Raw genomic sequence first — 24,285 nt, forward strand, 5'->3', positions numbered from 1 at the left:
GCTAGGAGGGCAACAACTAGGGATCGCGCGCCAAAGGCGCGCCGCAAGAGGGTGCTTTTTCAATCATGGCAGCAAAAGGTTCGGGCCACGAGAATTGGTCGTCGCGCAGTGCTTTCATTCTGGCAGCCGTCGGTTCGGCGGTTGGCCTGGGCAACATGTGGCGCTTCCCCGCCGAAGCGGGTGAGAACGGTGGCGGGGCCTTCGTCCTGTTCTACATCTTCTGCGTCCTGCTGATCGGCCTGCCGGTCCTGCTCTCCGAAGTCCTGGTCGGTCGTCACGGCCAGGCCAACGCGCCGGAAAGCGTTCGCCGCGTGGCGCGCGATTCCAACGCGCCGGAAGGGTGGAGCATCCTTGCTTCCATGGGCGTGTTCGCCGCCTTCCTGATCCTCAGCTTCTACTGCGTGGTCGGCGGCTGGGTCGTCTATTACATCGGCGTATTCCTGAGCGACCTGTTCCAGACCGGCTTGACCGGCGGGGCTTTCGATGGCCGCGCAGCCTCGGACATTGAAGGGCTTTGGCCCGCATTGCAGAGCAACGGCTCCCTCATGGTCGGGCTCAACCTTGGCTTCCTCGCGGTGACCATGTTCTTCGTTGCGCGCGGTGTGTCGAGCGGGATCGAGTGGGTTGCGGTCTACCTCATGCCGCTATTCTTCGTGCTGTTCCTCGGCATCACCATCTACGGCGCGTTCACCGGCAATTTCAGCGATGCGGTGAGCTACCTGTTCACCTTCGACTTCTCGAAGCTGACCGGTGAGGTGATGCTGGCAGCGGTCGGGCAGGCGTTCTTCTCACTGTCGCTCGGTGTCGCAGGCATGATGACCTATGGCGCCTACGCCAATCGCGACACCAATCTTGCCGAAACCTCGGGCATCATCGCTAGTGCGGATACCGGCGTGGCCATGCTTGCGGGCCTCGCGATTTTCCCGATCGTCTTTGCCGCCGGCCTCTCGGCGGGTGCAGGGCCGGGCCTCATGTTCCAGTCGCTCCCGCTCGCATTCCAGTCGATGCCGTTCGGATCGCTCATCGGCCTCGCATTCTTCGTCATGGTGTTCTTCGCGGCGCTGACGAGCTCGGTTTCTCTGCTCGAGGCGCCGACCGCCTACGTGTTCGAGAAGTTCAAGATGAACCGGGCAGTCGCGACGATAATCGTCGGTCTCGGCGCGGCGGTGCTGGGCGTTCTGGCGGCGCTTTCATTCAACGAAATCGCAGACTTCCGTCCGCTCGGCTTCATCCCGCTCTTTGCGGAAGCGAATTTCTTCACCGCTCTCGATGACGTGACTGCCAAGCTGTTCATGCCGATCGGTGCCATCCTGACCTGCCTGTTCGTCGGCTGGGTTGCCGATGCGAAGCTGATCGACGACGAGAACGGCCTCGATGGAGTGCTTCACCAGACCTGGCGCGCACTCGTGCGTTTCGTTTGTCCGGCAGCACTGCTGATCATCCTCGTTATCGGGATTTTCCCCGACATCCTCGGCTCCTGACGTCATTCCGCTTTCCCGGCCGGATTTTCGCGCGTATCTAGCGGCGATCCGGCTGGCGGAGCGAGGATGTCTCGCGGCGGGCCTGGGGGGACATCCGGCCAATGCTGTTGGATAGAGTAAAGCCGCTCGACGCCATTCTGGCGACGGCGCAAAAGAAGTCGTTGCATCGTACGCTCAGTGGTTTCCAGCTCATGCTCTTCGGCATCGGCTGCGTAATCGGCACGGGTATTTTCGTCCTTACGGCTGCCGGCGCGCAAAAGGCCGGACCGGGCCTCATGCTGGCGTTCGCGATTGCCGGTGCGGTCTGCATCGTCGCCGCGCTCTGCTATGCGGAGGTCGCGGCGATGATCCCCGTTGCGGGCTCGGCCTACACCTACAGCTATGCATCGGTCGGCGAGTTTCTCGCCTGGACGGTCGGGTGGGCCCTCATCCTCGAATATGCCGTTGCGGCGAGCGCCGTATCGGTCGGCTGGTCGGGATATTTCAGCGGGACGATCCTGAACGAATTCTTCGGGATACAATTACCGGCCTGGCTCAGTGCGGGGCCGCTCGCGCTGGGCGGGGCGCCGGGCGGGCTGATAAACCTGCCTGCGCTGGTTATCGCTCTCCTGGTGACCTGGCTGCTGATGATCGGCACCAGCGAAAGCGCCAAGGTCAACGCCGTTCTGGTGGCGATCAAGGTGACCGCGCTGACGGCCTTCATCGCCCTGACCCTGACAAGCCCTGAATTCGACACGTCGAAGTTCAACCCGTTCCTGCCCGCAGGCGTGTTCGGCGGTCTGGGATCGGGCATCGGCGCAGTCGGCGCTGCGGCAACGATCTTCTTCGCCTATGTCGGCTTCGATGCCGTCTCGACTGCGGCCGAGGAAACCAAGGACCCGCAAAAGAACGTTCCGTTCGGGCTGATCGGATCGCTGTTGTTCTGTACCGTTTTCTACATCCTCGTTGCAGCGGGCGCGATTGGCACGATTGGCGGCCAGCCGATCATGGGGCCGGGCGGTATTCCGTTTCCTGCCGGGTCGGAGGAGCTTGCTCGCCAGTGCGCGCTGCCAGCCTATTCGGGTGCGCTGGTCTGCTCGGACGAGGCGCTGGCTCATGTCCTGCGACAGATCGGCTGGTCTGGCGTCGGCAACATGCTCGGTATCGCTGCATTCCTTGCCCTGCCATCGGTCATCCTCGTGCTGATCTTTGCGCAGACCCGCATCTTCTTCGTCATGAGCCGCGACGGGTTGTTGCCCGAACGTCTCAGCGCGGTGCATCCGAAGTGGAAAACGCCGCACATCGTCACGGCGATGACGGGTCTTGTCGTTGCGGTCGGTGCGGCTTTCTTCCCGGTCGGGCTGCTGGCCGACTATGCCAATGCCGGGACGCTCTACGCGTTCTTCATGGTCGCGGTGACGGTACTGGTGCTGCGCAAGACCGATCCCGGCAGGCCGCGGCCCTTCCGCATGGCTGGCGTCTGGATCGTGGCGCCCCTGACGCTTGCAGGGTGCCTGTTCCTCTACGTCAATCTGCCGTGGCAGGCGATTGCCGTGCTGCCGGCTTGGGGCGCAGTCGGTGTCGCGATCTACTTCCTCTATGGCCGGAGCCGTAGCCATCTGGGCCGGGGTATCGTCGAGGTGGTCGACGAGGTAGGTGGCGAGGAAACCATGGTTCCGATCCATCCGCCCAAAGCGGACTGACAATACAAAAAGGGCGGCCATCACGGCCGCCCTTTTCTGTCTAGGTCAGTGCAATCAGAGCGCGACGTTTTCGACGTGCTCCTTTTCTGCTTCTTCGTGGACGTTCTGGCCCAGCGCCATCTTGGCGGTGTTCAGCAGGCCGAGGTCGCCATTCCAGATTTCGGCGTCGCCGAGATCCATGCGTAGGAACAGGATGTCCGGATCGTCCTTGCCGCCATCGTACCAGGCCTCGACGAAATTGTTCCAGAACTGGTCGAAGCGCTCCTGATCGGTTTCGACCGAAAGCTGTCCGTGGAAGCGGGCATACATGTCGTGCCCCTTGCCCTGGAAGGTAGCGGTCACCGGACCGAGAGCGGCGAAATCGCTCTTCTTGTGGGTGAAGAACCAGATCGAGCTGTTGGCGTCCTTGTCGAGCTGCGGACTCATCGGGACGGCAGTGGAGGGCTCTGCGTCGAGCTGGAGGAACAGGAACGGCGAATCCGCCAGCGCCTTCCAGAATTTGGTCTTCAGTTCGTCGGTTTTGCCATCTGAGTATTTCATGGGGGGATCTCCTCTTGGGGTTTGGTTTCAGAACGTTGGCGGCGCAAAGCCGTTCCGAAAGAGGAGACGGATCGAACCGGGCAGGAGACGAATTGCGAATCATCGGGAAATGGAACATAAGTGGAACATATGAGTCGTTCCGCTGCCATGACCGATCTGCCCGACCTCGCTTCCGCCAGCGAAATCGCCGCGCTTTCCGCGGCGCGGGCGACGCATTGGCGGCCCGGTCTGGGGCAGGCGTCGCATAGCGAGGTCTTTGCCGAAAGCCGCGATGCGAGCGGCGGCGGGCTCGCCCTTGCGCTGGCGCTCGACGAATTGCGCGCGGAACAGCACGGGCCGCTGTGCGAGAGCGAGGATCGCCGCGCAGTGCTGTGGGTGCAGGACCGTGCCTCGGTGCGGCTGACCGGGCGTCCCTACCGGCCGGGCCTGCCGCGCGAATTGCGTCACCGGGTGATCCATGTCGTTGCCGAGAAGACCGAAGATGCGCTCTTCGCACTGGAGGAGGGGCTGCGCTGCCGCGATCTCGCTTTCGTGCTGGGGGAAATCGCGGGCAATCCCAAGGCGCTCGACTTCACGGCCTCGCGGCGCCTCAGCCTTGCTGCGGAAAAGCACGGTGTTCAGCTGTGGCTCGTGCGGCTCGATGCCGGACGCGACCTGTCCTCGGCGCGGATGCGCTGGGAGGTGCGACCGTCCCCTTCGCCTGCGCCGGAATGGAACGCGCAGGCCCCCGGCACGCCGCACTGGCGCGCCGAACTGTTCCGGGCACGCAGGCATGCACCCGGGGAATGGATTGTGAGCGATGACGGACAGACCCTCGTCGCCGCCAAGCCCAGCGACCGCATCGGTGCCAACGACACTGGCCCCGACGCCCGGCAGGCGCATCCTGTCGATCTGGCTGGCACGGCTGGCGATCGATCGCTGGCGGCTCGGTGAGGGCTGCGAGCGCGGCAGGGGGAGGGATGCCGAACCGCTCGTACTGATTACCGAAACTGCCCATGGCCCGCGTATCGACGCGGCGAACGATGCCGGACGCGCTGCCGGCGCGCGGCGCGGCATGATGCTCGCCGATGCGCGGACCCTGTGCCCGCAGCTGCAGGTCGCGCCGAGCGATCCGGCAGGCGATCTCGACTTCCTCGAGAAGCTCGCCTTGTGGGCGCGGCGCTGGGGACCGTGGAGCGCGCTCGATGCGCCCGACGGGATCATCGTCGACGTGACGGCGGTGTCCCACCTGTTCGGCGGCGAGGCGAAACTGCTGGCCGATGCGCAGGCGGCCCTAGCCAGGCGCGATCTCGTTGCCCGGCTCGCCATCGCGCCCACGGCGGGGGCGGCCTGGGCCCTCTCGCACCACGGACCGGAGCGGGCGATCCTCGCATGCGACGAGGATGCGTCTGCGCGCTTGTCGGACCTCCCGGTCGCGGCGTTGCGGCTCGACGAAGACGTGCTGACCGTCCTGCGACGCCTTGGCCTCAAGCGGCTTGGCGAGCTCGGCACGGTGGGGCGCGATGCGATCATGCGGCGTTTCCGCAATCGCAAGTCGCCCGCCGCCAACCCGCTGATCCGCATGGACCAGCTGCTCGGCAAGGTGCCCGAGCCGTTGCTGCCGGTCGTCCCGCAGCAGATGCCGCTCGTCCAGCGCAGGCTGATGGAGCCGATCCGTCACCGCGAACTGCTCGACCAGGTGCTCGCCGACCTTGCGCAGGACATGGCGCGCGAGCTCGAAGGCAAGGCGCAGGGCGCGCGGCGGCTCGAGCTGGGGCTGTGGCGGATCGATGGCGAGGTCGTCGTGCGCGCGCTGGAACTGTCCGCCGCAACGCGCGACCCGGCGCATATCTGCCGGCTCTTCGCAGCCAAGCTCGACGATGTGGATGCCGGTTTCGGGATCGAGACGGTGCGCCTGCGCGCAAGCTGGGCCGAACCGCTGGCGCTCGACCAGGGCGATATCGAAGCCGGGGCGGAGGCGCATGGCACTTCGCTGTCAGCCTTCGTCGACCGGCTCACCGTGCGTCTCGGCGAGAAGGCGGTGCGCCGCCCGGTCCTGCATGCCAGCCACCTGCCCGAACGTGCCCAGCGCTGGCAGAAACCGCTCGAGCCCGAACCCTCGAGCCAGGAGGAGCTGCGCTTCCACGCGCGCCCGCTCAAACTGCTCGACCGGGCGGAGAAGATCGCGGTGCTCTATGCCACGCCCGACGGCTATCCCCAGCGCTTCCGCTGGCGGGGGAAGGTGCACGAGGTTACCCGCGTCGAGGGGCCGGAGCGGATCGCGCCCGAATGGTGGCGCGAACGCTCGACCACGCGGCTGCGCGACTACTACCGTATCGAGGACGGGGAAGGGCGGCGCTACTGGATCTACCGCCACGGACTGATCGGCGACGGACGCGGCAACGACCGCGAGGGCGGATTACCCGACTGGTACCTGCAGGGGCTGTGCGCCTAGCTGCCCGCGATGGGCGATCCGACGACCCCGACCGCAAGCTCGACCCAGACGAAGGCAAGGGCGGCAAGCAGCAGCGCGATCAGCAGCGCCTTGAGCGGAAAGGAGCGCGCATTGCGCATGATGATCTCGGCAACCAGCGCGGTGCCCGAAAGCAGTCCGGCGGCGAGCGCGAAGTCGAACAGGCTCCAGTCCACTTCCGCGCTGAACAGCATCCCGATCGCGGGGATCGCCAGCAGCACGGGGATGCTGCCCCACAGCAGCATACGCCAGGGCGGTGTGCCGGCGTGCGGATCGTGGATGTCTGCGCTCATGATTTCCTCCTGCGGCAAGGATGTCGGACTAGCCGCCTGAATACAAGCTGATCCAACAATCCGCTTGGCGAATCCCGCGTGAGAACATATAAGGAACATATGGGCTCGCAGACCATCATGGAGAAGCTGGAAATCCTCGCCGATGCGGCGAAGTACGATGCGTCCTGCGCGTCGTCCGGGACGACGAAGAAGAACTCGCTCGGCGGGAAGGGCATCGGCTCGACCGAAGGGATGGGCATCTGCCATGCCTATGCGCCCGACGGGCGATGCATCTCGCTGCTCAAGATCCTGCTGACCAATCACTGCGTGTTCGATTGCCATTACTGCGTGAACCGCAAGAGCTCGAACATCCGCCGCGCGCGCTTCACCCCGCAGGAAGTCGCCGACCTGACGCTGGCCTTCTACCGGCGCAACTACATCGAGGGGCTGTTCCTCTCCTCGGGTATCGTGAAGAGCTCGAACCACACGATGGAGCAGCTGGTCGAGACCGCGCGCATCCTGCGCGAAGAGCACGATTTTCGCGGCTACATCCATTTGAAGACCATCCCCGAAGCGGACCCGGAACTGGTCCACCAGGCGGGTCTTTATGCCGACCGCGTCTCGATCAATGTCGAGCTGCCGACCGACAGCGGCCTCAACCGCCTCGCGCCCGACAAGAACGCAGGCCAGATCGAAGGTGCGATGGCGAAGACGAAGGACGACATCGTCGAGGCGAAGGATGCGAAGAAGCGCTTCCGCCACGCGCCGCGCTTCGCTCCGGCCGGCCAGTCGACCCAGATGATCGTCGGCGCCGACGGGGCGAGCGATTCCGATATCGTGGGCAAGGCGAGCCGGCTGTACGACGGTTTCAAGCTGCGCCGCGTCTATTACTCCGCTTTCTCGCCGATCCCCGATGCGAGCGCGGTCCTCCCGCTGAAGCGCCCGCCGCTGATCCGCGAGCACCGCCTCTACCAGTCCGACTGGCTGATGCGCTTCTATGGCTACAAGCCGGGCGAAGTCATGCAGGCGACCGATGCGGCGGGGAACCTGCCGCTCGACATCGATCCCAAGCTCGCCTGGGCGCTCAAGTTCCGCGACATGTTCCCGCTCGACGTCAACCGCGCGGGCCGCGAGCAATTGCTGCGCGTGCCCGGACTTGGCGTCACGGCGGTAAACCGGATCATTGCGGCACGACGCCACCACGCGCTGCGACTGGATGACGTCGCGCGCCTTACCCAGTCGATCGCCAAGGTGCGGCCTTTCATCTGCACGCTCGACTGGCGACCGACCATGCTGACCGACCGGGCGGACCTGCGCCGCCTGCTCGCGCCGAAGCAGGAGCAGCTGGAGCTGTTCGCGGCATGACGGCGCTCCAGCATGTGAAGCTCGGCACCTATTACGTGGTGAACCTGCCCGAGCCGGACGATTTCGACTTCTGGCGCGAACGGGCGCGGCAGCTCGTGCAATGCGACGTGCCGCCGGACCGGGTGGCATGGGTCGAGCCGGGCGGTAGTGGTGATCTCTTCTCCGGCGGCGACCGTCGCCTGCCCGTGCCCGAAGCGGGCGCGCGGCCCGTGCGCGCCAACCGCCGTTTCGTCTCGCTCGCGAAGAATGCTGCGCTCCATTCCGAGCCTGAACGTTTCGCGCTGCTTTACCGCCTGCTCTGGCGGCTCCAGTCCAACCCGCGGCTGATGGAGGACAAGACCGACCTCGACGTGCGCCGCGTGGAAGAGCTCGACAAGAACGTGCGGCGCGACAGCCACAAGATGCACGCCTTCGTCCGCTTCCGCCTGGTCGAGAGCGACGAGCCCGAAGCGCAGGACTACTACGTCGCCTGGTTCGAGCCGGAGCATCACATCGTGCGCGCCAATGCAGGCTTCTTCATGCGCCGCTTCGCCAACATGAAATGGTCGATCCTGACCCCGAAGGGCTGCCTCCACTGGGACGGCCACACCATGTCCGAAGGCCCGCCTGCGCAGCGCAGCGATGCGCCGAGCGGCGATCCGACCGAGGACCTGTGGCGCAAGTACTACGCATCCATTTTCAATCCGGCGCGTTTGAAGGTGGGCGCCATGCTCAAGGAGATGCCCAAGAAGTACTGGAAGAATATGCCCGAGGCATCGCTCATTCCCGAGCTGGTCGCGGGCGCGCAGAAACGGGAGTCGCAAATGGTCGAGGCAGGTGCGCTGGAATTCGAGGCTCGGCCCGACACGCTCGAGGCGATCGATGCGGCGATCCATCGCTGCCGCAAATGCCCGATCGGCCAGCTCGACAACCATGCGGTGATGGGCGAGGGGCCGCGCGATGCTTCTCTCATGATCGTCGGCGAGCAGCCGGGCGACCAGGAGGACCAGGCAGGCCGTCCCTTCGTCGGTCCCGCCGGGCAATTGCTCGACCGCCATCTCGAGAAGGCGGGGATCGATCGCGGCGCGGCCTATGTCACCAACACGGTGAAGCACTTCAAATACGTCCAGCGCGGCAAGCGCCGGCTGCACCAGTCGCCGACCGCGAAGGAAATCGACACCTGTCGCTGGTGGATCGAGAGCGAGCGCGCGATCGTGAAGCCCAGGGTCATCCTGGCCCTCGGTGCGAGCGCGGCGCGCGGAATGCTCGGCAAGACGGTAAGTATCTCCAAAGCTCGCGGCGAACCGATTGCGCTCGAGGATGGCAGCGAGCTGTGGATCACCGCGCACCCCTCCTACCTCCTGCGCCTCGACGGCGAGGCGGCCGAGAAGCAGGCTCGCCTGTTCGACGCCGATCTCGCCGCCGTGAAGGAGCGGCTGGAGGAGCTCGCAGCGTGATATGCCCGAGGCGGCCCTCACTCCCGACAAGCGAAGGATCGAACTCGATCCCGACCTGATCGACGCGCCGCCACGTGCGCCCTTCGTCGAGCTTGGGCTGGTGAGCTGTTTCAGCTTCCTGCGCGGAGCCTCCGATGCGGTCGACCTCGTGATGACCGCACGCCAGCACGGCTATGACGCGATCGGGATCGCCGATGCGAACACCATGGCCGGCGTGGTCCGCATCCACACTGAAGCGAAAACGCTTAAATTGAAGCCACTTATCGGCTGCCGTGTGGAAACGGTCGAGGGGCTGGCCTTCCTCGCCTACCCGCGCGACCGGGCGGCCTATGGCAGGCTCTGCCGCCTGATCAGCGCCGGGCGGATGCAGACGCTCGACGGGGAGTGGCAGGCCAAGGGCGAGTGCGACATTTCGCTGCGCATGCTCGCCGCCCATGCCGAGGGGGTGCAGCTTATTCTCCTGCCTCCGCGCGATCTCGACGCGGAGGTGACCGTGCCTGCCTGGGCGAGCAATGTCATCGCGATCGGCGGGCGCACGGTGCAGCGGCGTGTGGAGGTGCCCTTCGCGCAGGCAATTCCCCATCTTGCCAAGGGTTTGCCGAGCCTTCGCCACATCGCGGCGAGCTATCTCTACTCCGGCGACGACGTGGCGCGCATCGACCGGCTCGATACGCTGGCGAGGGCAAACGGGCTGTCTTTGCTTGCGACCAACGACGTTCACTACCACGCCCCCCAGCGCCGCCCGCTGCAGGACGTAATGACCGCGATCCGCCACAAGACCACGGTCGATGCGGCGGGCCACCTGCTGCACGGCAATGCCGAGCGCTACCTCAAGCCGCCAGAGGTCATGCTCCGCCTGTTCGAGCGCTGGCCCCATGCAATCGCCGCAGCGCGCGAGGTCGCCGATACGTGCGATTTCAGCCTCGACGAGCTGCGCTACGAATACCCGGAAGAGATTTATCCCGGCGGCATGACGCCACAGCAATACCTTGAAAAATCTACCTGGCAGGGGGCGCAGTGGCGCTACCCCCACGGTGTGCCGGACAGCGTCGAGGCAACGCTCGAGCGCGAGCTCGAATTGATCGAGAAGCTGGATCTCGCGCGCTATTTCCTCACCATCAAGGACATCGTCGACTTCGCCCGCAACGAGGTTGATCCGCCGATCCTGTGCCAGGGGCGGGGCAGCGCGGCGAACTCGGCGGTGTGCTACTGCCTCGGCATCACCAGCGTCGATCCGTCGAAGCACCAGCTGCTGTTCGACCGCTTCATCTCAGAAGAACGCAAGGAACCGCCCGATATCGACGTCGATTTCGAGCACGAGCGGCGAGAGGAGGTGATCCAGCACATCTACCGCAAGTACGGACGCCACCGCGCAGGACTGTGCGCGACGGTCATCCACTACCGCCCGCGCATGGCGATCCGCGAGGTCGGCAAGGCGATGGGCCTGTCGGAGGATGTCACCAGCGCGCTCGCCCGGACTGTCTGGGGCGGGTGGGGCCGCGAGATCGGCGAGGCGCATGTCGCGGAAACCGGGATGGACATCACCGATCCGCATCTCCGCCGTGTTCTCAAACTGACCGAGCAAATGATTGGAATGCCGCGCCATTTGTCGCAGCATGTCGGCGGTTTCATCCTCACTGAGGGCGCGCTCACCGAAACCGTGCCGATCGGGAACGGGGCCATGCCGGAGCGCAGTTTCATCGAATGGGACAAGGACGACATCGAGGCGCTCGGTATCCTCAAGGTCGACGTGCTCGCCCTCGGCATGCTGACCTGCATCAAGAAATGCCTCGATCTGCTTGAAAAACATCATGAAAGGCGGCTGACGCTTGCCACCGTCCCGCGCGAGGACCCCGAAACCTACGCCATGCTGCGCAAGGGGGACTCGCTCGGCGTCTTCCAGGTCGAGAGCCGGGCGCAGATGAACATGCTGCCACGCCTGCGCCCGCGCGAGTTCTACGACCTCGTCATTCAGGTCGCGATCGTGCGTCCCGGCCCGATCCAGGGCGACATGGTCCATCCCTACCTCAAGCGGCGCCGCGGGGCGGAAAAGGTCGTCATTCCCGCCCCGAGCCCCGAGCACGGCCCGCCGGATGAGCTGTCGAGCATTCTCGAGCGTACGCTGGGCGTGCCGATCTTCCAGGAACAGGCGATGAAGATCGCGCTCGACGCGGCCAGGTTCTCCTCCACCGAGGCGAACCGACTGCGCAAGGCGATGGCGACCTTCCGCAGCCGCGGCATGGTCGACGAGTTGCAGGACATGATGGTCGAGCGCATGGTGACACGCGGATACGACCGCGACTTCGCCCAGCGCTGCTTCAACCAGATCCGCGGTTTCGGCGAATACGGCTTCCCCGAAAGCCACGCGGCGAGCTTCGCGCACCTTGTCTATGTATCGAGCTGGCTCAAATGCCACTTCCCTGCCGCCTTCGCTTGTGCGCTGCTCAACTCGCAGCCGATGGGCTTCTATGCCCCGGCGCAGATCGTTCGCGATGCGAGCGAGCATGGCGTCATCGTGCTGCCGGCCGACGTCAATCACTCGCAGTGGGATTGCACGCTTGAAACCATCGGTGACGCCGCGACGGATTGCCGCGACAGCGGGCGGCTCGACCGGCATATCGCGTTGCGGCTCGGCCTGCGGCAGGTCGACGGGCTGCCCGAGCATATCGCCGCCCGGATCGTCGCCGAGCGCGAGGAAACAGGGGCTTACGATGACGTCATGGCGCTACGTGACCGGGCTCGCGTGCCGCCGGCGCATGTCGAACGGCTCGCCAGCGCGGATTGCTTCGGTTCCATGCAGCTGTCGCGGCGGCAGGCGCTGTGGGATGCGCGCAGCATCGTCTCCGGGCCCGACCTGCCGCTGTTCCGTCATGCCGAGCAGCGCGACGAAGGGGCGGAGAAGGCGCGTACGCACCTGCCGCAGATGCCGCTGTCGGAGGAGGTGGTCGCCGACTACCAGACGACGCGCCTCAGCCTGAAAGCGCACCCCATGGCCTTCCTGCGCCCCGAGCTTGCCGAGCGCGGCTTCGTGCGCGCCTGCGACCTGCGCGAGCGCAAGTTCCGTTCCATGGTCAATGTCGCCGGCGTGGTGCTGATCCGCCAGCGACCGGGCAGCGCCAAGGGCGTGTGCTTCATCACGCTGGAGGACGAGACCGGCGTCATCAACCTGGTCGTGTGGCCCGATCTCAAGGAAAAACAACGCACTGTGGTGATGGGTTCACGCCTGATGGAAGTGCGTGGGCGGGTCGAGTATGACGACGAGGTGATCCACGTCATCGCCCACCACATGACCGACGCGAGCCACCAGCTCTACAAGCTGTCGGACGACATACTCAATGCGCCCATCGCGCGGGCCGACCATGTCAACAGCCCGCTACAGACTGGAAAAGCCAATCCGCGCAACGACTTGCGGGAAGGGGCTGACGATCCTTACAAGCCGGTCGAGCCGTGGCAGGAACCGCCGCCGGGCAACCGCGAATGCGGCTACCACCAGGGCCATCCGCGCGATGTGCGGATCATGCCGAAATCGAGGGACTTCCATTGAACGACCGCTTCAGGATTTCCCGGCGCATAGGAAAGTTCGCCGGCGATAGGCGGGTGATCATGCTGCTGCTGGCGATCGGACTGCTCGTGGCAGGCCGCGCATGGCTGGCAGAGCATCCGGAGCACAACCCGTGGGCGCCGCTCGATCTCGACGATCCGCCGGGCTGGGCGACCGAGGGCAAGTTGCTCGCACTCAAGGGCGATCCCGCGGAATGCCGCGCGGTCCTCGACCGCAGCGACGTAACCTACCGCGCGCTCGAAGCAGCGGGAGAGGGACAATGCGCCAGGCCGGACCGTACGGTCATGGCGGCGCTTCCGCTCGCGGACCCGCCGGCGACGACCTGCCCGGTCGGCATCGGGCTGCACCTATGGATGCGCGATGTGGTGCAGCCTGCCGCGATGCGCCATCTCGGCAGCGAGATCGCGCAGGTCGACCATCTCGGGGCCTATAGCTGTCGCCGCATGTACGGCTCACCAGATGCCCCGTGGAGCGAACATGCGACCGGCAATGCAATCGACATCGCCGGTTTCGAGACCGAAGACGGTCAGCGCATCAGCGTCCTCGCGGACTGGGCTGACGAGGGAGCGAAGGCGCGTTTCCTGCGCGATGTGCGCGACGGCTCATGCCAGATGTTCGCGACCGTGCTGTCGCCCGACTACAACGAGGCGCACCGCGACCATTTCCACTTCGACCAGTCGGAGCGGTACCGCAGCGTCTGCCGCTAGCTCAGTTTTCGAGCGCGTATCCTGCAGAACGCACGGTGCGGATCGGGTCCTTGGCCCCGTCCATTTCGATCGCCTTGCGCAAGCGACGGATATGGACGTCGACCGTCCGCAGCTCGATATCGCTTCCCGTGCCCCATACGCCGTCGAGCAGCTGGTTTCGGCTGAAGACGCGGCCCGGGCTTTCCATGAAGAATTTCAGCAGGCGGTATTCGGTCGGGCCGAGCTGGAGCGACTTGCCGCGCCGTTCGACCTTGTGTGCGACCGGATCGAGGCGGATGTCGCCGACTTCGAGCGACTCCCCGGCCAATGCAGGGCGAATGCGCCGCATGACCGCCGCAACGCGCGCGAGCAGTTCGCGCGGGCTGAACGGCTTGGTGAGATAATCGTCGGCACCTGTTTCGAGGCCGCGAATCCGGTCGTCCTCGGCCTCGCGCGCGGTCAGCATGATGATCGGGACGTGCCCGGTTTCCTTCGAGCGGCGCAGGCGGCGGCAAACTTCGATGCCGCTGGTGCCCTCGATCATCCAGTCGAGAATGATGAGGTCGGGCAGCTCTTCGGACGCCATGACCAGTGCCTCGTCGCCATCGGGCGTGACGCGCACGTCATAGCCCTCGGTCTCGAAACGGAACTGGAGAAGCTCGGATAGGGCCGGATCGTCTTCGACGAGAAGCAGCTTGGCGGTCGACATGGTACTCATCCCTGTTTTCGCCGTTCAGTGAGCACCATCAATGTTACAGCTTTGCGACCGCCTTGCGTCAATCGATGTCGTCGTCGGGCGGATAGGTGCCGGTGGAGGCGAAGTGCACCATTTCTGCAACATTCGTCGCGTGGTCGCCGATGCGCTCGAGGTTGCGCGCGATGAAGAGCAGCTGCGCCGCGCTCGAGATAATGGCCGGGTTCTCGACCATGTAGCTCACCACGTTGCGGAAGATGCTGTTGTAGAAGGCGTCGACCTTCTCGTCGGTCGCGATGACTTCGCGGGCCAGCACCGGATCGCGCGCCGCGTAGGCGGTGAGCACGTCGTGGACCATTTCCGCCGCGATCTCGCCCATGGCGGGAAGCAGGGTAAAGGGCTCGAACTTGGCGCGACCCTCGATCTGGCCGACGCGCTTGGCGATGTTCTTCGAGTAGTCGCCGATACGCTCGACCACGCCGGCGATCTTCAGCGCGGCAATCACTTCGCGCAGGTCGTCCGCCATCGGCGCGCGCAGGGCGATGATGCGCACCGCGAGCTTGTCGACTTCGGATTCAAGCGCGTCGATCTTCTTGTCGCGCTTGATGACGCCTTCCGCCGTTTCCTCGTCGCCACGCACGAGCGCGTCCAGGGCTTCCTGGATCGAAAGCTCGGCAAGGCCGCCCATCTCCGCGATCAGGCCGCGAAGCCGGGTGATTTCCTCGTCGAAGGCTTTGACTGTGTGCTCAACCATTAGCCGTAGCGTCCCGTGATGTAGTCTTGCGTCCGCTGTTCGAGCGGATTGGTGAATATGTCAGAAGTGCGACCATATTCCACCATCTTTCCGAGGTGGAAGAAAGCCGTGCGCTGCGAAACGCGCGCTGCCTGCTGCATCGAGTGGGTGACGATGACGATGGCATAGCGGCCGTTCAGTTCGTCGATCAGTTCCTCGATCTTCGCGGTCGCGATCGGGTCGAGGGCCGAGCAGGGCTCATCCATCAGGATGACTTCGGGATCGACTGCAATCGCGCGGGCGATGCACAGGCGCTGCTGCTGGCCGCCGGAAAGCGCGGTGCCGCTGTCTTCGAGACGGTCCTTGACCTCTTCCCACAGACCGGCGCGGCGAAGCGACTTCTCGACCACTTCGTCGAGCTCGCTCTTGCCGTCGGCAAGGCCGTGGATCTTCGGGCCGTATGCGATGTTCTCGTAAATCGATTTCGGGAACGGGTTCGGCTTCTGGAAGACCATGCCGACGCGCGCGCGAAGCTGCACGACGTCCATGCCCGACTTGTAGATATCCTCGCCATCGAGCGTGATTTCGCCCTCGACACGCGCGCTCGGGATGGTGTCGTTCATCCGGTTGAGCGTGCGCAGGAAGGTCGATTTGCCGCAGCCCGACGGGCCGATGAAGGCGGTGACGTATTCGGTCGGGATATCGATCGAAACGTCGTCGATTGCCTTCTTGTCCCCGTAATAGACGGAGACATTGCGCGCAGCCATCTTGGCGGCGGTCTGCTCGAGGTTTTCGTGGACTACGGTCACCAGGTTTTCTCGAATTTGTTGCGAAGGTAGATTGCGAGGCCGTTCATCACCAGGAGGAACAGCAATAGCACGATAATCGCCGCCGAGGTCCGCTCGACGAAGCCGCGGTCGATCTCGTCGGACCAGAGGAAGATCTGGACCGGCAGGACCGTGGCAGGCGAAGTGAAGCCGTCGGGCGGGGTGGCGACGAATGCGCGCATGCCGATCATCAGCAGCGGCGCGGTTTCACCCAGCGCGCGGGCCATGCCGATGATGGTGCCGGTCAGGATACCGGGCAGGGCGAGCGGAAGGACGTGGTGGAAGACCACCTGCACCGGCGAGGCGCCCACGGCGAGCGCACCGTCGCGAATGCTCGGCGGGACGGCCTTGATCGCATTTCGGCCCGAAATCACGATCACCGGCAGCGTCATGAGGGCGAGCGTCATGCCGCCGATCAGCGGGGCCGAGCGATAGTTCGGGAAGATCCACAGGAAGACCGCGAGACCGAGCAGGCCGAAGATGATCGAGGGGACCGCCGCGAGGTTGTTGATCGATACCTCGATGATGTCCGTCCAGCGGTTCTTCGGCGCATATTCCTCGAGGTAGAGCGCTGCGAGCACGCCGATCGGGAATGCGAGCAGGAGCGTGACGAGCATCGTCAGCATCGAGCCCTTGAGCGCACCCCAGATACCGACCGATTGCGGGTCGGTCGCGTCGGAACGAGCGAGGAAGCCGCCATCGAAGCGGTTTTCCAGCTTGCCCTCGCTGCTCAGCCGCTGGGCGAGGCCGGAAAGTTCCGTGGAGCCGTCACCCGAATAGGCTGCGGCAAGGTCGGGTGAGGCGGGGAGCCAGAAGGTCTGCTTGCTCTCCGCGCTCGACGGATCGGAAATGATTTCCTCGGCAACCTCGCGCCAAGCGTTCGAGCTGAGCTCCTGGGCGCCATCGACACCAAGCGCTTCCTCTGCGGCAAGATCGACGACCTGCGGCAGGCCCTGCATTTCGAGCGACTGCACCGCGGTCGGCTGCGACAGTGCTTCCGGCGACACCGAAAGACCGCTGTTCGCAAGGTCGAGCTCGACTGCCAGTTCGGTGCGCTGGAAACCGCCGACGCCGTTCAGCGTCATATTCGCCAGCAGAAATGCAAGGACGACGACCGAAAAGATGATCGCGCCGAGACCGACCATCTTGAATCGACGCTCGGCCTTGTAGCGCTTCTTCAGGCGCTGCTCGAACTCGGGGGTCCGGGTAGGGGCTACTCGCTCACTCATAAGCTTCGCGGAACCTCTTTACGACGCGCAGGGCGATGAAATTCAAACCCAGCGTAACAAGGAAGAGAACGGTGCCGAGTGCAAAGGCGCTCAGCGTGGCCGGATGGTCGAAACTGCCTTCGCCGGTCAGCATCGCGACGATCTGGACGGTGACCGTAGTCATGGACTCGAGCGGATTGGCGCTCAGGTTCGCGGCCGTCGAGGCGGCCATCACGACGATCATGGTTTCGCCGATCGCGCGGCTGATGGCGAGCATCACGCCGGCAACGATACCGGGGAGGGCGGCAGGGATGAGGACGCGCTTGATCGTTTCCGACTGGGTTGCGCCCATCGCAAGACTGCCGTCGCGCATGGCTGCCGGAACGGCTGCGATCGCATCGTCTGCCATGGAGGAGACGAACGGGATGATCATCACGCCCATGACGAGACCGGCGGCAAGCGCACTCTCGCTCGATGCGCCGGAAATGCCGATCGCCTGCGCGATGTCGCGGATGAACGGTGCCACCGTCAGCGCGGCGAAATAGCCATAAACGACCGTAGGCACGCCGGCGAGAATCTCGAGCGCGGGCTTGATCCAGCTGCGCAGGCGGCGGCTTGCATATTGCGTCAGGTAGATCGCACTCATCAGGCCGAGCGGGATTGCGACGATCATGGCAATGATCGCGCCGATGAAGATCGTGCCCCAGAAGAGCGGGATCGCCCCGTAGCGCGAGCCGTCGGGGTTCTCCGCACTGCTCATCGGGTCGGGGTTCCACTGGAGGCCGAACAGGAAATCGACCGGGCTCACCATGCCGAAGAAGCGGATGGTCTCGAACACTAGGCTCACGAGGATGCCGAGCGTCGTCAGGATAGCAACGAGCGAGGCGATCAGCAGCACGGCCATGACCGTGCGCTCTACGCGGGTCCGTGCGGTGAAGTCGGGCCGCAGGCGCAGGAAAGCGAATGCGCCAGCGAGGAAGGCAATGACCAGCGCAACGCCGAGGCCGATCATGTTGTAGAGCCCCATCGCCTCGCGGAAGGGCTCGATCAGCGGGCGGGCGGCTTCATTGAAGACATCGGGTGCGGCGCCGGATGCGACAGCCTGGGCCTCGCGCAGGAGATTGTCGCGCTGGAAGCCGAACTCGGGAAGGCTGGACGCCTCGGGCGATGCCAGGACCGACTGGATGACGAGCCCCGGCGAGAGGATCGACCACACCACCGCGAAAATCGCGACGGGCACGAAGACCCACAGTGCGACATACCACGCATGGTAGTTCGGCAGCGCGGCAAGACGGGCACCGCCCGCTTCTTTCTTGAAGGTCCACGCACGCGCACGACCGGCCAGCCAGGCGGCAAGGCCCAGGCCGAGTGCGAGCAAGAAGAGTACGCCTGAAGACATCAGATGCTTTTCACGAGTGAAACTGGTTCAACGGTTCGGCGGAGGGAGGGCATTGGATTGCTCCCGGTGTCGATGGACGCGCCTCGAATCGACGGCTCTGGGCGTTGCCCATAGCGGCCATTGGTGCGCTTGTGGGATAATTGTGACGCTAATGTTACAACGTCCGCACAGGGCTGCGGGTCACTTGGCATCGGCACCCTCGTCTTCGTGTATCGGCAAGCGAACCTTGAAGGTCGAGCCCTTGCCGAGTTCGCTCGTAATGTCGAGCTTGCCGGCGTGTCGCTCCACGATATGTTTGACGATAGCAAGGCCTAGGCCCGTGCCGCCCGATGCGCGGCTGCGGCCCGGGTCGGTGCGATAAAAGCGCCGCGTAAGGTGCGGGATGTGTTCCGGCGAAATGCCTTCGCCCCGGTCCTCGACCGAGAATTCGACGGTCTTTGCATCCTTTCGGGTGAGGCCGACGGTGACCTTCTCTTCCCTGGCACCGTATTTCAGCGCGTTGTCGACGAGGTTGCGCACTAGCTGTTCCAGCTGGCGTTCGTCGCCGAGAACCTTGGCATCGGTATCGATTGCGAAGTCGAGGCGGTCCTGCCGCTCCAGCCCTGCGGCATCTTTCGCCGCCTGCTGCACGAGCCTTGCAAGGTCGACCTCCGCTTCGGGCCGGTCGTGTTTTTCCGCTTCCACGCGCGATAGCGACATGAGGTCGCTGACGAGGCTTTGCAGGCGCGATGCTTCGCTCAGGATCGTTTTGAGGAACTTCTTGCGCGTCTCTGGCTTGGGCTCTGCGCCTTCCTCGAGCAGCGTTTCGGTATAGCCGATGATCGAGGCGAGGGGGGTGCGCAGTTCGTGGCTGGCATTGGCGACGAAGTCCGTATGCGCGCGGCTGATATCGGCCTCGGCTGTCTGGTTCAGCAGTTCGATAACGGCGAGTTCGTCGTCGAGTTGCTGGCGATTGAACAGCCAGATGTCCTGCCTGCGCGAAAGGCCGCGTACACGGGCGCGCCCGCTCGCCTTGGCATCGATCAGCGCGATCGCTTCGGGGTGGCGGAAAGTGACGCGCGCATCCTGGTCGACGACGTGCCGGCCCAGAACCTTCGTCGCAACCCGATTGGCGCTGATGATGCGGTTCCTGCGGGTGACGAGGATCGGTGTGCCCGAATTCTCGACCAGTTTCGCAACCCGTTCGACGTCATATTTGTCGGTGATGACTTCGCGTTGGATTTCCGGTGGGGTCCAGAACGCCATCCACAGCGTTCCGAGCCAGATGACCAAGGCGGCGAAGGAAAGGACCAGTTCGTCGGTCGTCAGATAGACGACGACCATCGTCGCAATTGCGAGAACGAGTCCGGCCCAGGGAAAGTCACGCCGCTGCGACATGCCTCGGCCCTTAGCGGGCTGTTTTGCCAAGCGCCACAGGGTGGGGATAATTTTCGAAGGAAGAGTTGGTGACCCGTACGGGAATCGAACCCGTGTTTCAGCCGTGAAAGGGCCGCGTCCTAACCGCTAGACGAACGGGCCACACAAGTGGCGCTTTGCGCGGATTGCAGATGCAATACCGCCACCGTGGTGACCCGTACGGGAATCGAACCCGTGTTTCAGCCGTGAAAGGGCCGCGTCCTAACCGCTAGACGAACGGGCCACACCCGCTTGGCGGGTCGGTGGCGTGGCGGGGCAATTAGGCGTGAGGCTGCTACGCGTCAAGCCTCCAATGCAAGCAAATTTGCTAGTCGGCCCAGGCAGCGTCTTCCAGATGAAGCTCCGCCTTAGGTGTCGGACCCCAGTCGTCGATTTTCGCCCGTCCGGCGAGCCACAGCTTGCGGCCCTTTGCGCCGTGCAGGATTGCCTGGCCCCAATCGCTGTCGGCAGCGCGGAAGGCGATGCACTTAAGCGATGCGCCGTCATCGCCCGATGCGATCAGTCGAAGATGGTCCTGCCCGACGATGTCCGCACGCACGATCCTCACCGGGCCGACGCCGATTTTCGGTCCCGGCCAGCCCACGCCAAACGGCCCCGCCTGCTCGAGCGTGCCGACAAGTTCGGGAGTGAGCCCGCGCGGGGTGACGGCGAGGTCGATCTTGAGTGCAAGGCTGGCCTGCGCGCGAGAGACATCGCGCGCCAGTTTCTCGTCGAGCCAGTCGGCGAACTCGTCCAGCTTCGATTCAGCCACCGTCAGGCCCGCCGCCATCGCATGGCCGCCCCCGGCCACGAGCAGGTCGGCTTCGCGCGCGGCAATGATAGCGGCTCCGAGGTCGACGCCCGGGATCGAGCGGCCCGATCCCTTGCCTTCCGCCGTTTCCGAATCGAGTGCGACGACAAGCGCGGGCTTGCCGGTCTTTTCCTTGATGCGCCCGGCAACGATGCCGATCACGCCGGGATGCCAGCCAGCGCCCGACAATGTCAGGACCGAGCGGTTGTGCTGGCTCGCGATCTGGTCTTCCGCTTCCGCCTGAACTATCGCCTCGATCGCGCGACGCTCTTCGTTGAGCTGCGATAGCTGTTCGGCGATTGCGCGGGCCTCGTCGGGATCGGAGGAGGTAAGGAGCCGCACGCCCAGCGTCGATTCGCCCACCCGGCCACCGGCATTAATGCGCGGGCCGAGCGCGAAGCCGAGGTCGCTGCACATAGGCGCGCGCTTCAAACGGCTCGCGTCGATCAGCGCCGACATGCCGATATTGTCGCGTTTCGCCATGACCTTGAGGCCCTGCGCGACGAATGCACGGTTGAGGCCATGCAATTGCGCCACGTCCGCCACGGTGCCGAGCGCCACGAGGTCAAGCAGACCGAGCAAATCAGGTTCGCGCCGGCTCTCGAAATATCCGCGCTGACGCAATGTGCGAACCAGCGCGATGGCGAGGAGGAACGCGACGCCGACTGCGGCGAGATGCCCGTGCGCGGCCCCTTCGTCGCTTTCGTCGAGGCGGTTGGGGTTCACCAGCGCCACCGCCTTTGGCAGTTCGCTCGCGCATTTGTGGTGATCGACCACGATCACGTCGACTCCGGCATCGCGCGCCCGTTGCAGCGCGTCGAAGGCCATCGCGCCGCAATCGACCGTGACCACGAGGCTCGAACCCTGCTCGCCAAGGCGCACAAGGGCTTCTCCGCTCGGGCCGTAGCCTTCGAGCAACCGGTCGGGGATATAGTAATCGGCAGCGACGCCGAGCTGGTCGAGCAAGCGGATCAGCAATGCAGCGCTGGTCGCACCGTCCACGTCGTAGTCGCCATAGACGGTGATTTTCTCTTCGCTCAGGATTGCCTGGGCGATCCGTTCCGCGGCGAGGTCCATATCCTGGAACAGCGAGGGGTCGGGCAGGAAAGCGCGCAGCGTCGGATTGCGATGGCGCTCGATATCGTCGCGCTCCACCCCGCGCGAGAGCAGGAGCTGCGTCACTACGTCGTCGAGCTGCCCCGGCTGGCTATGACCGAGATCCATATTGCCGCCGCGCCACTGCCAGGCCTTGCCCGTCAGGGAATGCTCGACGCCGAACACATTGGAAATCGCACTTGAAGCCATACCCTTAGGATAGCCGCTGGCTGCGCGCGCGAAAAGCATAGGCGATTGACAATCGACAGGTGGCAGGTGACCCCGGACCGCATGAGCGACACACCACCACTGCTTATCGCCTGGCACAGCCGCACCGGCGCATCCGAGGCGATGGCGCGCGCGGCGGCCGAGGGAGCGGGCGAGAGCGCAAAGCTGATGCCGGCGCACACGGTGAATGTCGCTGATATACTAACGGCACGCGCCTATCTCTTCGTATGTCCGGAGAATCTCGCGACTATGAGCGGGATGATGAAGGAGATGTTCGACCGGACGTATTATGGCGTGCTCGGCAAGATCGAGGGCCGTGCCTATGCGACGGCGATTGCCGCCGGTTCGGATGGCGAGGGGGCCCAGCGCCAGATCGACCGGATCGCGACCGGGTGGAGATTGCGCCGTGTGGCCGACCCGATCATCTTCAACTTCCAGGCCCAGACCGCCGAAACCATCTGGGCCGACAAGGAGCTGTCGGACGAGCGCAGGCGCGAATGCTTCGAACTTGGGGCGAGCCTTGCCGAAGGGCTTTCGCTCGGGATTTTCTGAGATCCGAAAAACTGCTCCGGAATGGAGCAAACTCGCAGGCGAAGACTCGACCGTGCGTCCGAAAGCGGATTACACGCCGAACGGGGTCTTTTCAGCCTGGGTCGCAAATCAAAGTGAATGATCAGAACTGCAGCAGCACGCCGCTAAGGTTAGTGCTTTCTTTCCGGGCCGGTGATCGCCCGACGTGCAAATCTCTCTCCCAACGGCTCGAGCCTATCAGGCGGAGCACGCTTGGTGCGCCTTTCACGGATGGCGAGGGGGTGCAATGCGCGGAGCTGGTATCGGGCGGAATGTCGCTCGATCTGTGCGGCTTTGCCGAAGGGGCGCCGGCCGGCTCGCCGGACCCGGCGGTGGCGGGCGAGACGATGATCCTGCGGCTCGGACCGCATCTTCGCTCTTCGCCAACTCCTTTGCCGGTAGTGAGGCAGTTCTTCGCCGGCGCGCTCGACCTGCTCGGGGTGCTGGATAATTGCCTGCAGGTTCACTGGCCACCGGCTGGCAAAACGTTTTCGCTCGGCCAGTTCGAAGCCGCCTTTTCCGGATGGCGGGATGGTGGAGACATGCCGGTCGAGGCGCTTGTTGCCCTGGAAACGCTTGATGACGGCGCCTTCGAAACGCGCGGGCTGAAGCCGCTGATCGGCAAGGAGATGGTGATCGCGTCGGGCCTGTTCGCCGATGCCGGGGAGGCGCGGCGCGTTGCCGACCGGCTGATCCGGCACGTCTTGCTGATGGGCGGGCTTCAGTCCGAAGAAATTTTCACCGGTCTCGACGGCCGCACCATGCGGATTACTCCGGATGAAGCGGCCGGGGTGCTTAAGGTCCAGCGCTGACCGGCGAGCGGTCAGGTCTTGGCCGCAAGCTCTTCCTTCGCAGCGATATATTCCTGTTCGAGACGGTCGACTCGGTCGGCAACGCTCTCGACTGCCTTCACCATGCCGACACCCTGGCCGGAGCCCCAGATGTCCTTCCAGGCCTTCGACTTGGTGTTGCCACCGGAACCGAAATTCATCTTGCTCGGGTCGCTTTCGGGCAGGTTGTCGGGATCGAGCCCCGCCTTCTCGATCGAGCCACGCAGGTAGTTGCCATGCACGCCGGTGAAGAGGTTGGTGTAGACGATGTCCGCCGCCTGGCTCTCGACGATTTCCTGCTTGTACGCGGCGTCGGCATTCGCTTCCTTGGTCGCGATCCATGGCGAGCCGATATAGGCGAAGTCTGCACCCATCGCCTGCGCGGCGAGAACCGAGCGTCCGTGGGCGATGGACCCTGAAAGCGCGACGAGCCCGTCGAACCAGCTGCGGATTTCCTGCATCAGTGCGAAGGGCGACTGCACGCCGGCATGGCCGCCTGCGCCTGCAGCTACCGGGATGAGGCCGTCCGCGCCTTTTTCGATCGCCTTGCGGGCAAAGCGGTCGTTGATCACGTCATGCAACGTGATGCCGCCCCACTTACGCACGGCGGAGAAGATGTCCTCTCGCGCGCCGAGCGAGGTGATGACCATCGGCACCTGCCACTTGGCGCAGACTTCCATGTCTTCCTCGAGCCGGTCGTTGCTGCGGTGGACGATCTGGTTGACCGCGTAGGGCGCAGCAGGACGGTCCGGATTGTCGCGATTATGCGCGGCGAGCTCCTCCGTGATCCGGTGCAGCCATTCATCGAGCACGCCCGACGGACGTGCGTTCAGCGCGGGAAACGAACCGACGATCCCCGCCTTGCACTGGGCGATGACCAGTTCCGGCCCCGAGACGATGAAAAGCGGCGATCCGATGATCGGCAGTCGCATGCGATCGAAAGGGGCGGGCAGGGCCATGGTCTGTCTCTCCGTTTTATTCTGAAACTTTTCTACCGACTATTGACCGCGCCCGCGCTT

At 64.6% G+C, this 24,285-nt stretch carries 20 protein-coding genes and 2 tRNA genes; 10 read left to right on the forward strand and 12 right to left on the reverse strand.

Annotated elements, in window-relative coordinates:
* Positions 1-65: 65 nt before the first annotated feature.
* Complete coding sequence (locus EO245_RS08280; RefSeq protein ID WP_128892474.1) at positions 66-1,481, forward strand: sodium-dependent transporter; 1,416 nt, start codon at positions 66-68, stop codon at positions 1,479-1,481.
* Between the two features lie 101 nt (positions 1,482-1,582).
* Complete coding sequence (locus EO245_RS08285; RefSeq protein ID WP_128892475.1) at positions 1,583-3,163, forward strand: amino acid permease; 1,581 nt, start codon at positions 1,583-1,585, stop codon at positions 3,161-3,163.
* A gap of 54 nt (positions 3,164-3,217) precedes the next feature.
* Here EO245_RS08285 and EO245_RS08290 read toward each other — a convergent pair whose 3' ends face one another.
* On the reverse strand, positions 3,218-3,703 hold the full coding sequence (locus EO245_RS08290; RefSeq protein WP_128892476.1) for a pyridoxamine 5'-phosphate oxidase family protein: 486 nt from the start codon (positions 3,701-3,703) through the stop codon (positions 3,218-3,220).
* A gap of 129 nt (positions 3,704-3,832) precedes the next feature.
* Here EO245_RS08290 and EO245_RS08295 point away from each other — a divergent pair, with 129 nt between their 5' ends.
* Both EO245_RS08295 and EO245_RS08300 read left to right on the forward strand, forming a co-directional pair.
* Entirely contained in the window at positions 3,833-4,636 is an 804-nt protein-coding gene (locus EO245_RS08295; RefSeq protein WP_234026857.1) for a hypothetical protein, read from the forward strand.
* Positions 4,548-6,137 (forward strand): DNA polymerase Y family protein, encoded by a 1,590-nt coding sequence (locus tag EO245_RS08300; RefSeq protein ID WP_234026858.1) that lies wholly within the window; start codon positions 4,548-4,550, stop codon positions 6,135-6,137. The genes EO245_RS08295 and EO245_RS08300 overlap by 89 nt, the downstream gene beginning before the upstream one ends.
* Here EO245_RS08300 and EO245_RS08305 read toward each other — a convergent pair.
* Complete coding sequence (locus tag EO245_RS08305) at positions 6,134-6,448, reverse strand: hypothetical protein (protein ID WP_128892478.1); 315 nt, start codon at positions 6,446-6,448, stop codon at positions 6,134-6,136. The genes EO245_RS08300 and EO245_RS08305 overlap by 4 nt on opposite strands.
* Positions 6,449-6,547: 99 nt before the next feature.
* Here EO245_RS08305 and EO245_RS08310 point away from each other — a divergent pair, with 99 nt between their 5' ends.
* From EO245_RS08310 to EO245_RS08325, 4 genes are read left to right on the forward strand one after another with little or no spacing between them, the layout of a single operon-like run.
* Complete coding sequence (locus tag EO245_RS08310; RefSeq protein ID WP_128892479.1) at positions 6,548-7,792, forward strand: putative DNA modification/repair radical SAM protein; 1,245 nt, start codon at positions 6,548-6,550, stop codon at positions 7,790-7,792.
* Positions 7,789-9,228, forward strand: coding sequence for a UdgX family uracil-DNA binding protein (locus EO245_RS08315; RefSeq protein WP_128892480.1), 1,440 nt, complete (start codon positions 7,789-7,791; stop codon positions 9,226-9,228). The genes EO245_RS08310 and EO245_RS08315 overlap by 4 nt, the downstream gene beginning before the upstream one ends.
* Position 9,229: 1 nt before the next feature.
* A complete protein-coding gene (locus EO245_RS08320) occupies positions 9,230-12,772 on the forward strand; it encodes an error-prone DNA polymerase (protein WP_128892481.1) in 3,543 nt (1,180 codons plus the stop codon).
* Between the two features lie 59 nt (positions 12,773-12,831).
* On the forward strand, positions 12,832-13,497 hold the full coding sequence (locus tag EO245_RS08325; RefSeq protein WP_234026859.1) for an extensin family protein: 666 nt from the start codon (positions 12,832-12,834) through the stop codon (positions 13,495-13,497).
* Between the two features lies 1 nt (position 13,498).
* Here EO245_RS08325 and phoB read toward each other — a convergent pair whose 3' ends face one another.
* The 9 genes from phoB to recJ all read right to left on the reverse strand — a co-directional run bounded on the left by phoB (position 13,499) and on the right by recJ (position 21,848).
* Positions 13,499-14,185: a phosphate regulon transcriptional regulator PhoB gene (gene phoB / locus EO245_RS08330; protein ID WP_128892483.1), complete on the reverse strand. Its 687-nt coding sequence runs from the start codon at positions 14,183-14,185 to the stop codon at positions 13,499-13,501.
* Between the two features lie 67 nt (positions 14,186-14,252).
* The gene (gene phoU / locus EO245_RS08335) at positions 14,253-14,924 is read right to left on the reverse strand and encodes a phosphate signaling complex protein PhoU (RefSeq protein ID WP_128892484.1); all 672 of its coding nucleotides are present in this window, start codon (positions 14,922-14,924) and stop codon (positions 14,253-14,255) included.
* Positions 14,924-15,670: a phosphate ABC transporter ATP-binding protein PstB gene (gene pstB / locus EO245_RS08340; RefSeq protein ID WP_234027006.1), complete on the reverse strand. Its 747-nt coding sequence runs from the start codon at positions 15,668-15,670 to the stop codon at positions 14,924-14,926. The genes phoU and pstB overlap by 1 nt, the downstream gene beginning before the upstream one ends.
* A 38-nt stretch (positions 15,671-15,708) precedes the next feature.
* Positions 15,709-16,959: a phosphate ABC transporter permease PstA gene (gene pstA / locus EO245_RS08345; protein ID WP_128892486.1), complete on the reverse strand. Its 1,251-nt coding sequence runs from the start codon at positions 16,957-16,959 to the stop codon at positions 15,709-15,711.
* Positions 16,952-18,337 (reverse strand): phosphate ABC transporter permease subunit PstC, encoded by a 1,386-nt coding sequence (gene pstC / locus EO245_RS08350; protein ID WP_128892487.1) that lies wholly within the window; start codon positions 18,335-18,337, stop codon positions 16,952-16,954. Before pstC ends, pstA begins: the two co-directional genes overlap by 8 nt.
* A 180-nt stretch (positions 18,338-18,517) precedes the next feature.
* A complete protein-coding gene (locus EO245_RS08355; protein WP_128892488.1) occupies positions 18,518-19,714 on the reverse strand; it encodes an ATP-binding protein in 1,197 nt (398 codons plus the stop codon).
* Between the two features lie 66 nt (positions 19,715-19,780).
* Positions 19,781-19,855 (reverse strand) — tRNA-Glu (locus EO245_RS08360).
* A 46-nt stretch (positions 19,856-19,901) separates the two neighbouring features.
* Positions 19,902-19,976, reverse strand: a tRNA-Glu gene (locus EO245_RS08365).
* Between the two features lie 84 nt (positions 19,977-20,060).
* Positions 20,061-21,848, reverse strand: coding sequence for a single-stranded-DNA-specific exonuclease RecJ (gene recJ, locus EO245_RS08370; protein WP_128892489.1), 1,788 nt, complete (start codon positions 21,846-21,848; stop codon positions 20,061-20,063).
* Between the two features lie 81 nt (positions 21,849-21,929).
* Between recJ and EO245_RS08375 the strand changes: the two genes are divergently transcribed.
* Complete coding sequence (locus EO245_RS08375; protein WP_128892490.1) at positions 21,930-22,418, forward strand: flavodoxin family protein; 489 nt, start codon at positions 21,930-21,932, stop codon at positions 22,416-22,418.
* A gap of 290 nt (positions 22,419-22,708) precedes the next feature.
* Positions 22,709-23,248: a hypothetical protein gene (locus EO245_RS08380; RefSeq protein ID WP_128892491.1), complete on the forward strand. Its 540-nt coding sequence runs from the start codon at positions 22,709-22,711 to the stop codon at positions 23,246-23,248.
* An 11-nt stretch (positions 23,249-23,259) separates the two neighbouring features.
* Here the strand turns inward: EO245_RS08380 and EO245_RS08385 are convergent, their stop codons facing one another.
* On the reverse strand, positions 23,260-24,225 hold the full coding sequence (locus tag EO245_RS08385; RefSeq protein WP_128892492.1) for a nitronate monooxygenase family protein: 966 nt from the start codon (positions 24,223-24,225) through the stop codon (positions 23,260-23,262).
* Positions 24,226-24,285 lie beyond the last annotated feature (60 nt).

The sequence above is a fragment of the Erythrobacter sp. HKB08 genome, assembly GCF_004114695.1.
Taxonomy (GTDB): Bacteria; Pseudomonadota; Alphaproteobacteria; order Sphingomonadales; family Sphingomonadaceae; genus Parerythrobacter_A.

What these genes read in the sequence shown, in the direction of transcription:
- EO245_RS08280 (WP_128892474.1), top strand. Translation starts at nt 66, where the DNA reads ATGGCAGCAAAAGGTTCGGGCCACGAGAATTGGTCGTCGCGCAGTGCT.
- EO245_RS08285 (WP_128892475.1), top strand. Translation starts at nt 1,583, where the DNA reads ATGCTGTTGGATAGAGTAAAGCCGCTCGACGCCATTCTGGCGACGGCG.
- EO245_RS08290 (WP_128892476.1), bottom strand. Translation starts at nt 3,703, where the DNA reads ATGAAATACTCAGATGGCAAAACCGACGAACTGAAGACCAAATTCTGG.
- EO245_RS08295 (WP_234026857.1), top strand. Translation starts at nt 3,833, where the DNA reads ATGAGTCGTTCCGCTGCCATGACCGATCTGCCCGACCTCGCTTCCGCC.
- EO245_RS08305 (WP_128892478.1), bottom strand. Translation starts at nt 6,448, where the DNA reads ATGAGCGCAGACATCCACGATCCGCACGCCGGCACACCGCCCTGGCGT.
- EO245_RS08310 (WP_128892479.1), top strand. Translation starts at nt 6,548, where the DNA reads ATGGGCTCGCAGACCATCATGGAGAAGCTGGAAATCCTCGCCGATGCG.
- EO245_RS08315 (WP_128892480.1), top strand. Translation starts at nt 7,789, where the DNA reads ATGACGGCGCTCCAGCATGTGAAGCTCGGCACCTATTACGTGGTGAAC.
- EO245_RS08320 (WP_128892481.1), top strand. Translation starts at nt 9,230, where the DNA reads ATGCCCGAGGCGGCCCTCACTCCCGACAAGCGAAGGATCGAACTCGAT.
- EO245_RS08325 (WP_234026859.1), top strand. Translation starts at nt 12,832, where the DNA reads ATGCTGCTGCTGGCGATCGGACTGCTCGTGGCAGGCCGCGCATGGCTG.
- phoB (WP_128892483.1), bottom strand. Translation starts at nt 14,185, where the DNA reads ATGTCGACCGCCAAGCTGCTTCTCGTCGAAGACGATCCGGCCCTATCC.
- phoU (WP_128892484.1), bottom strand. Translation starts at nt 14,924, where the DNA reads ATGGTTGAGCACACAGTCAAAGCCTTCGACGAGGAAATCACCCGGCTT.
- pstB (WP_234027006.1), bottom strand. Translation starts at nt 15,670, where the DNA reads ATGGCTGCGCGCAATGTCTCCGTCTATTACGGGGACAAGAAGGCAATC.
- pstA (WP_128892486.1), bottom strand. Translation starts at nt 16,959, where the DNA reads ATGAGTGAGCGAGTAGCCCCTACCCGGACCCCCGAGTTCGAGCAGCGC.
- pstC (WP_128892487.1), bottom strand. Translation starts at nt 18,337, where the DNA reads ATGTCTTCAGGCGTACTCTTCTTGCTCGCACTCGGCCTGGGCCTTGCC.
- EO245_RS08355 (WP_128892488.1), bottom strand. Translation starts at nt 19,714, where the DNA reads ATGTCGCAGCGGCGTGACTTTCCCTGGGCCGGACTCGTTCTCGCAATT.
- recJ (WP_128892489.1), bottom strand. Translation starts at nt 21,848, where the DNA reads ATGGCTTCAAGTGCGATTTCCAATGTGTTCGGCGTCGAGCATTCCCTG.
- EO245_RS08375 (WP_128892490.1), top strand. Translation starts at nt 21,930, where the DNA reads ATGAGCGACACACCACCACTGCTTATCGCCTGGCACAGCCGCACCGGC.
- EO245_RS08380 (WP_128892491.1), top strand. Translation starts at nt 22,709, where the DNA reads ATGTCGCTCGATCTGTGCGGCTTTGCCGAAGGGGCGCCGGCCGGCTCG.
- EO245_RS08385 (WP_128892492.1), bottom strand. Translation starts at nt 24,225, where the DNA reads ATGGCCCTGCCCGCCCCTTTCGATCGCATGCGACTGCCGATCATCGGA.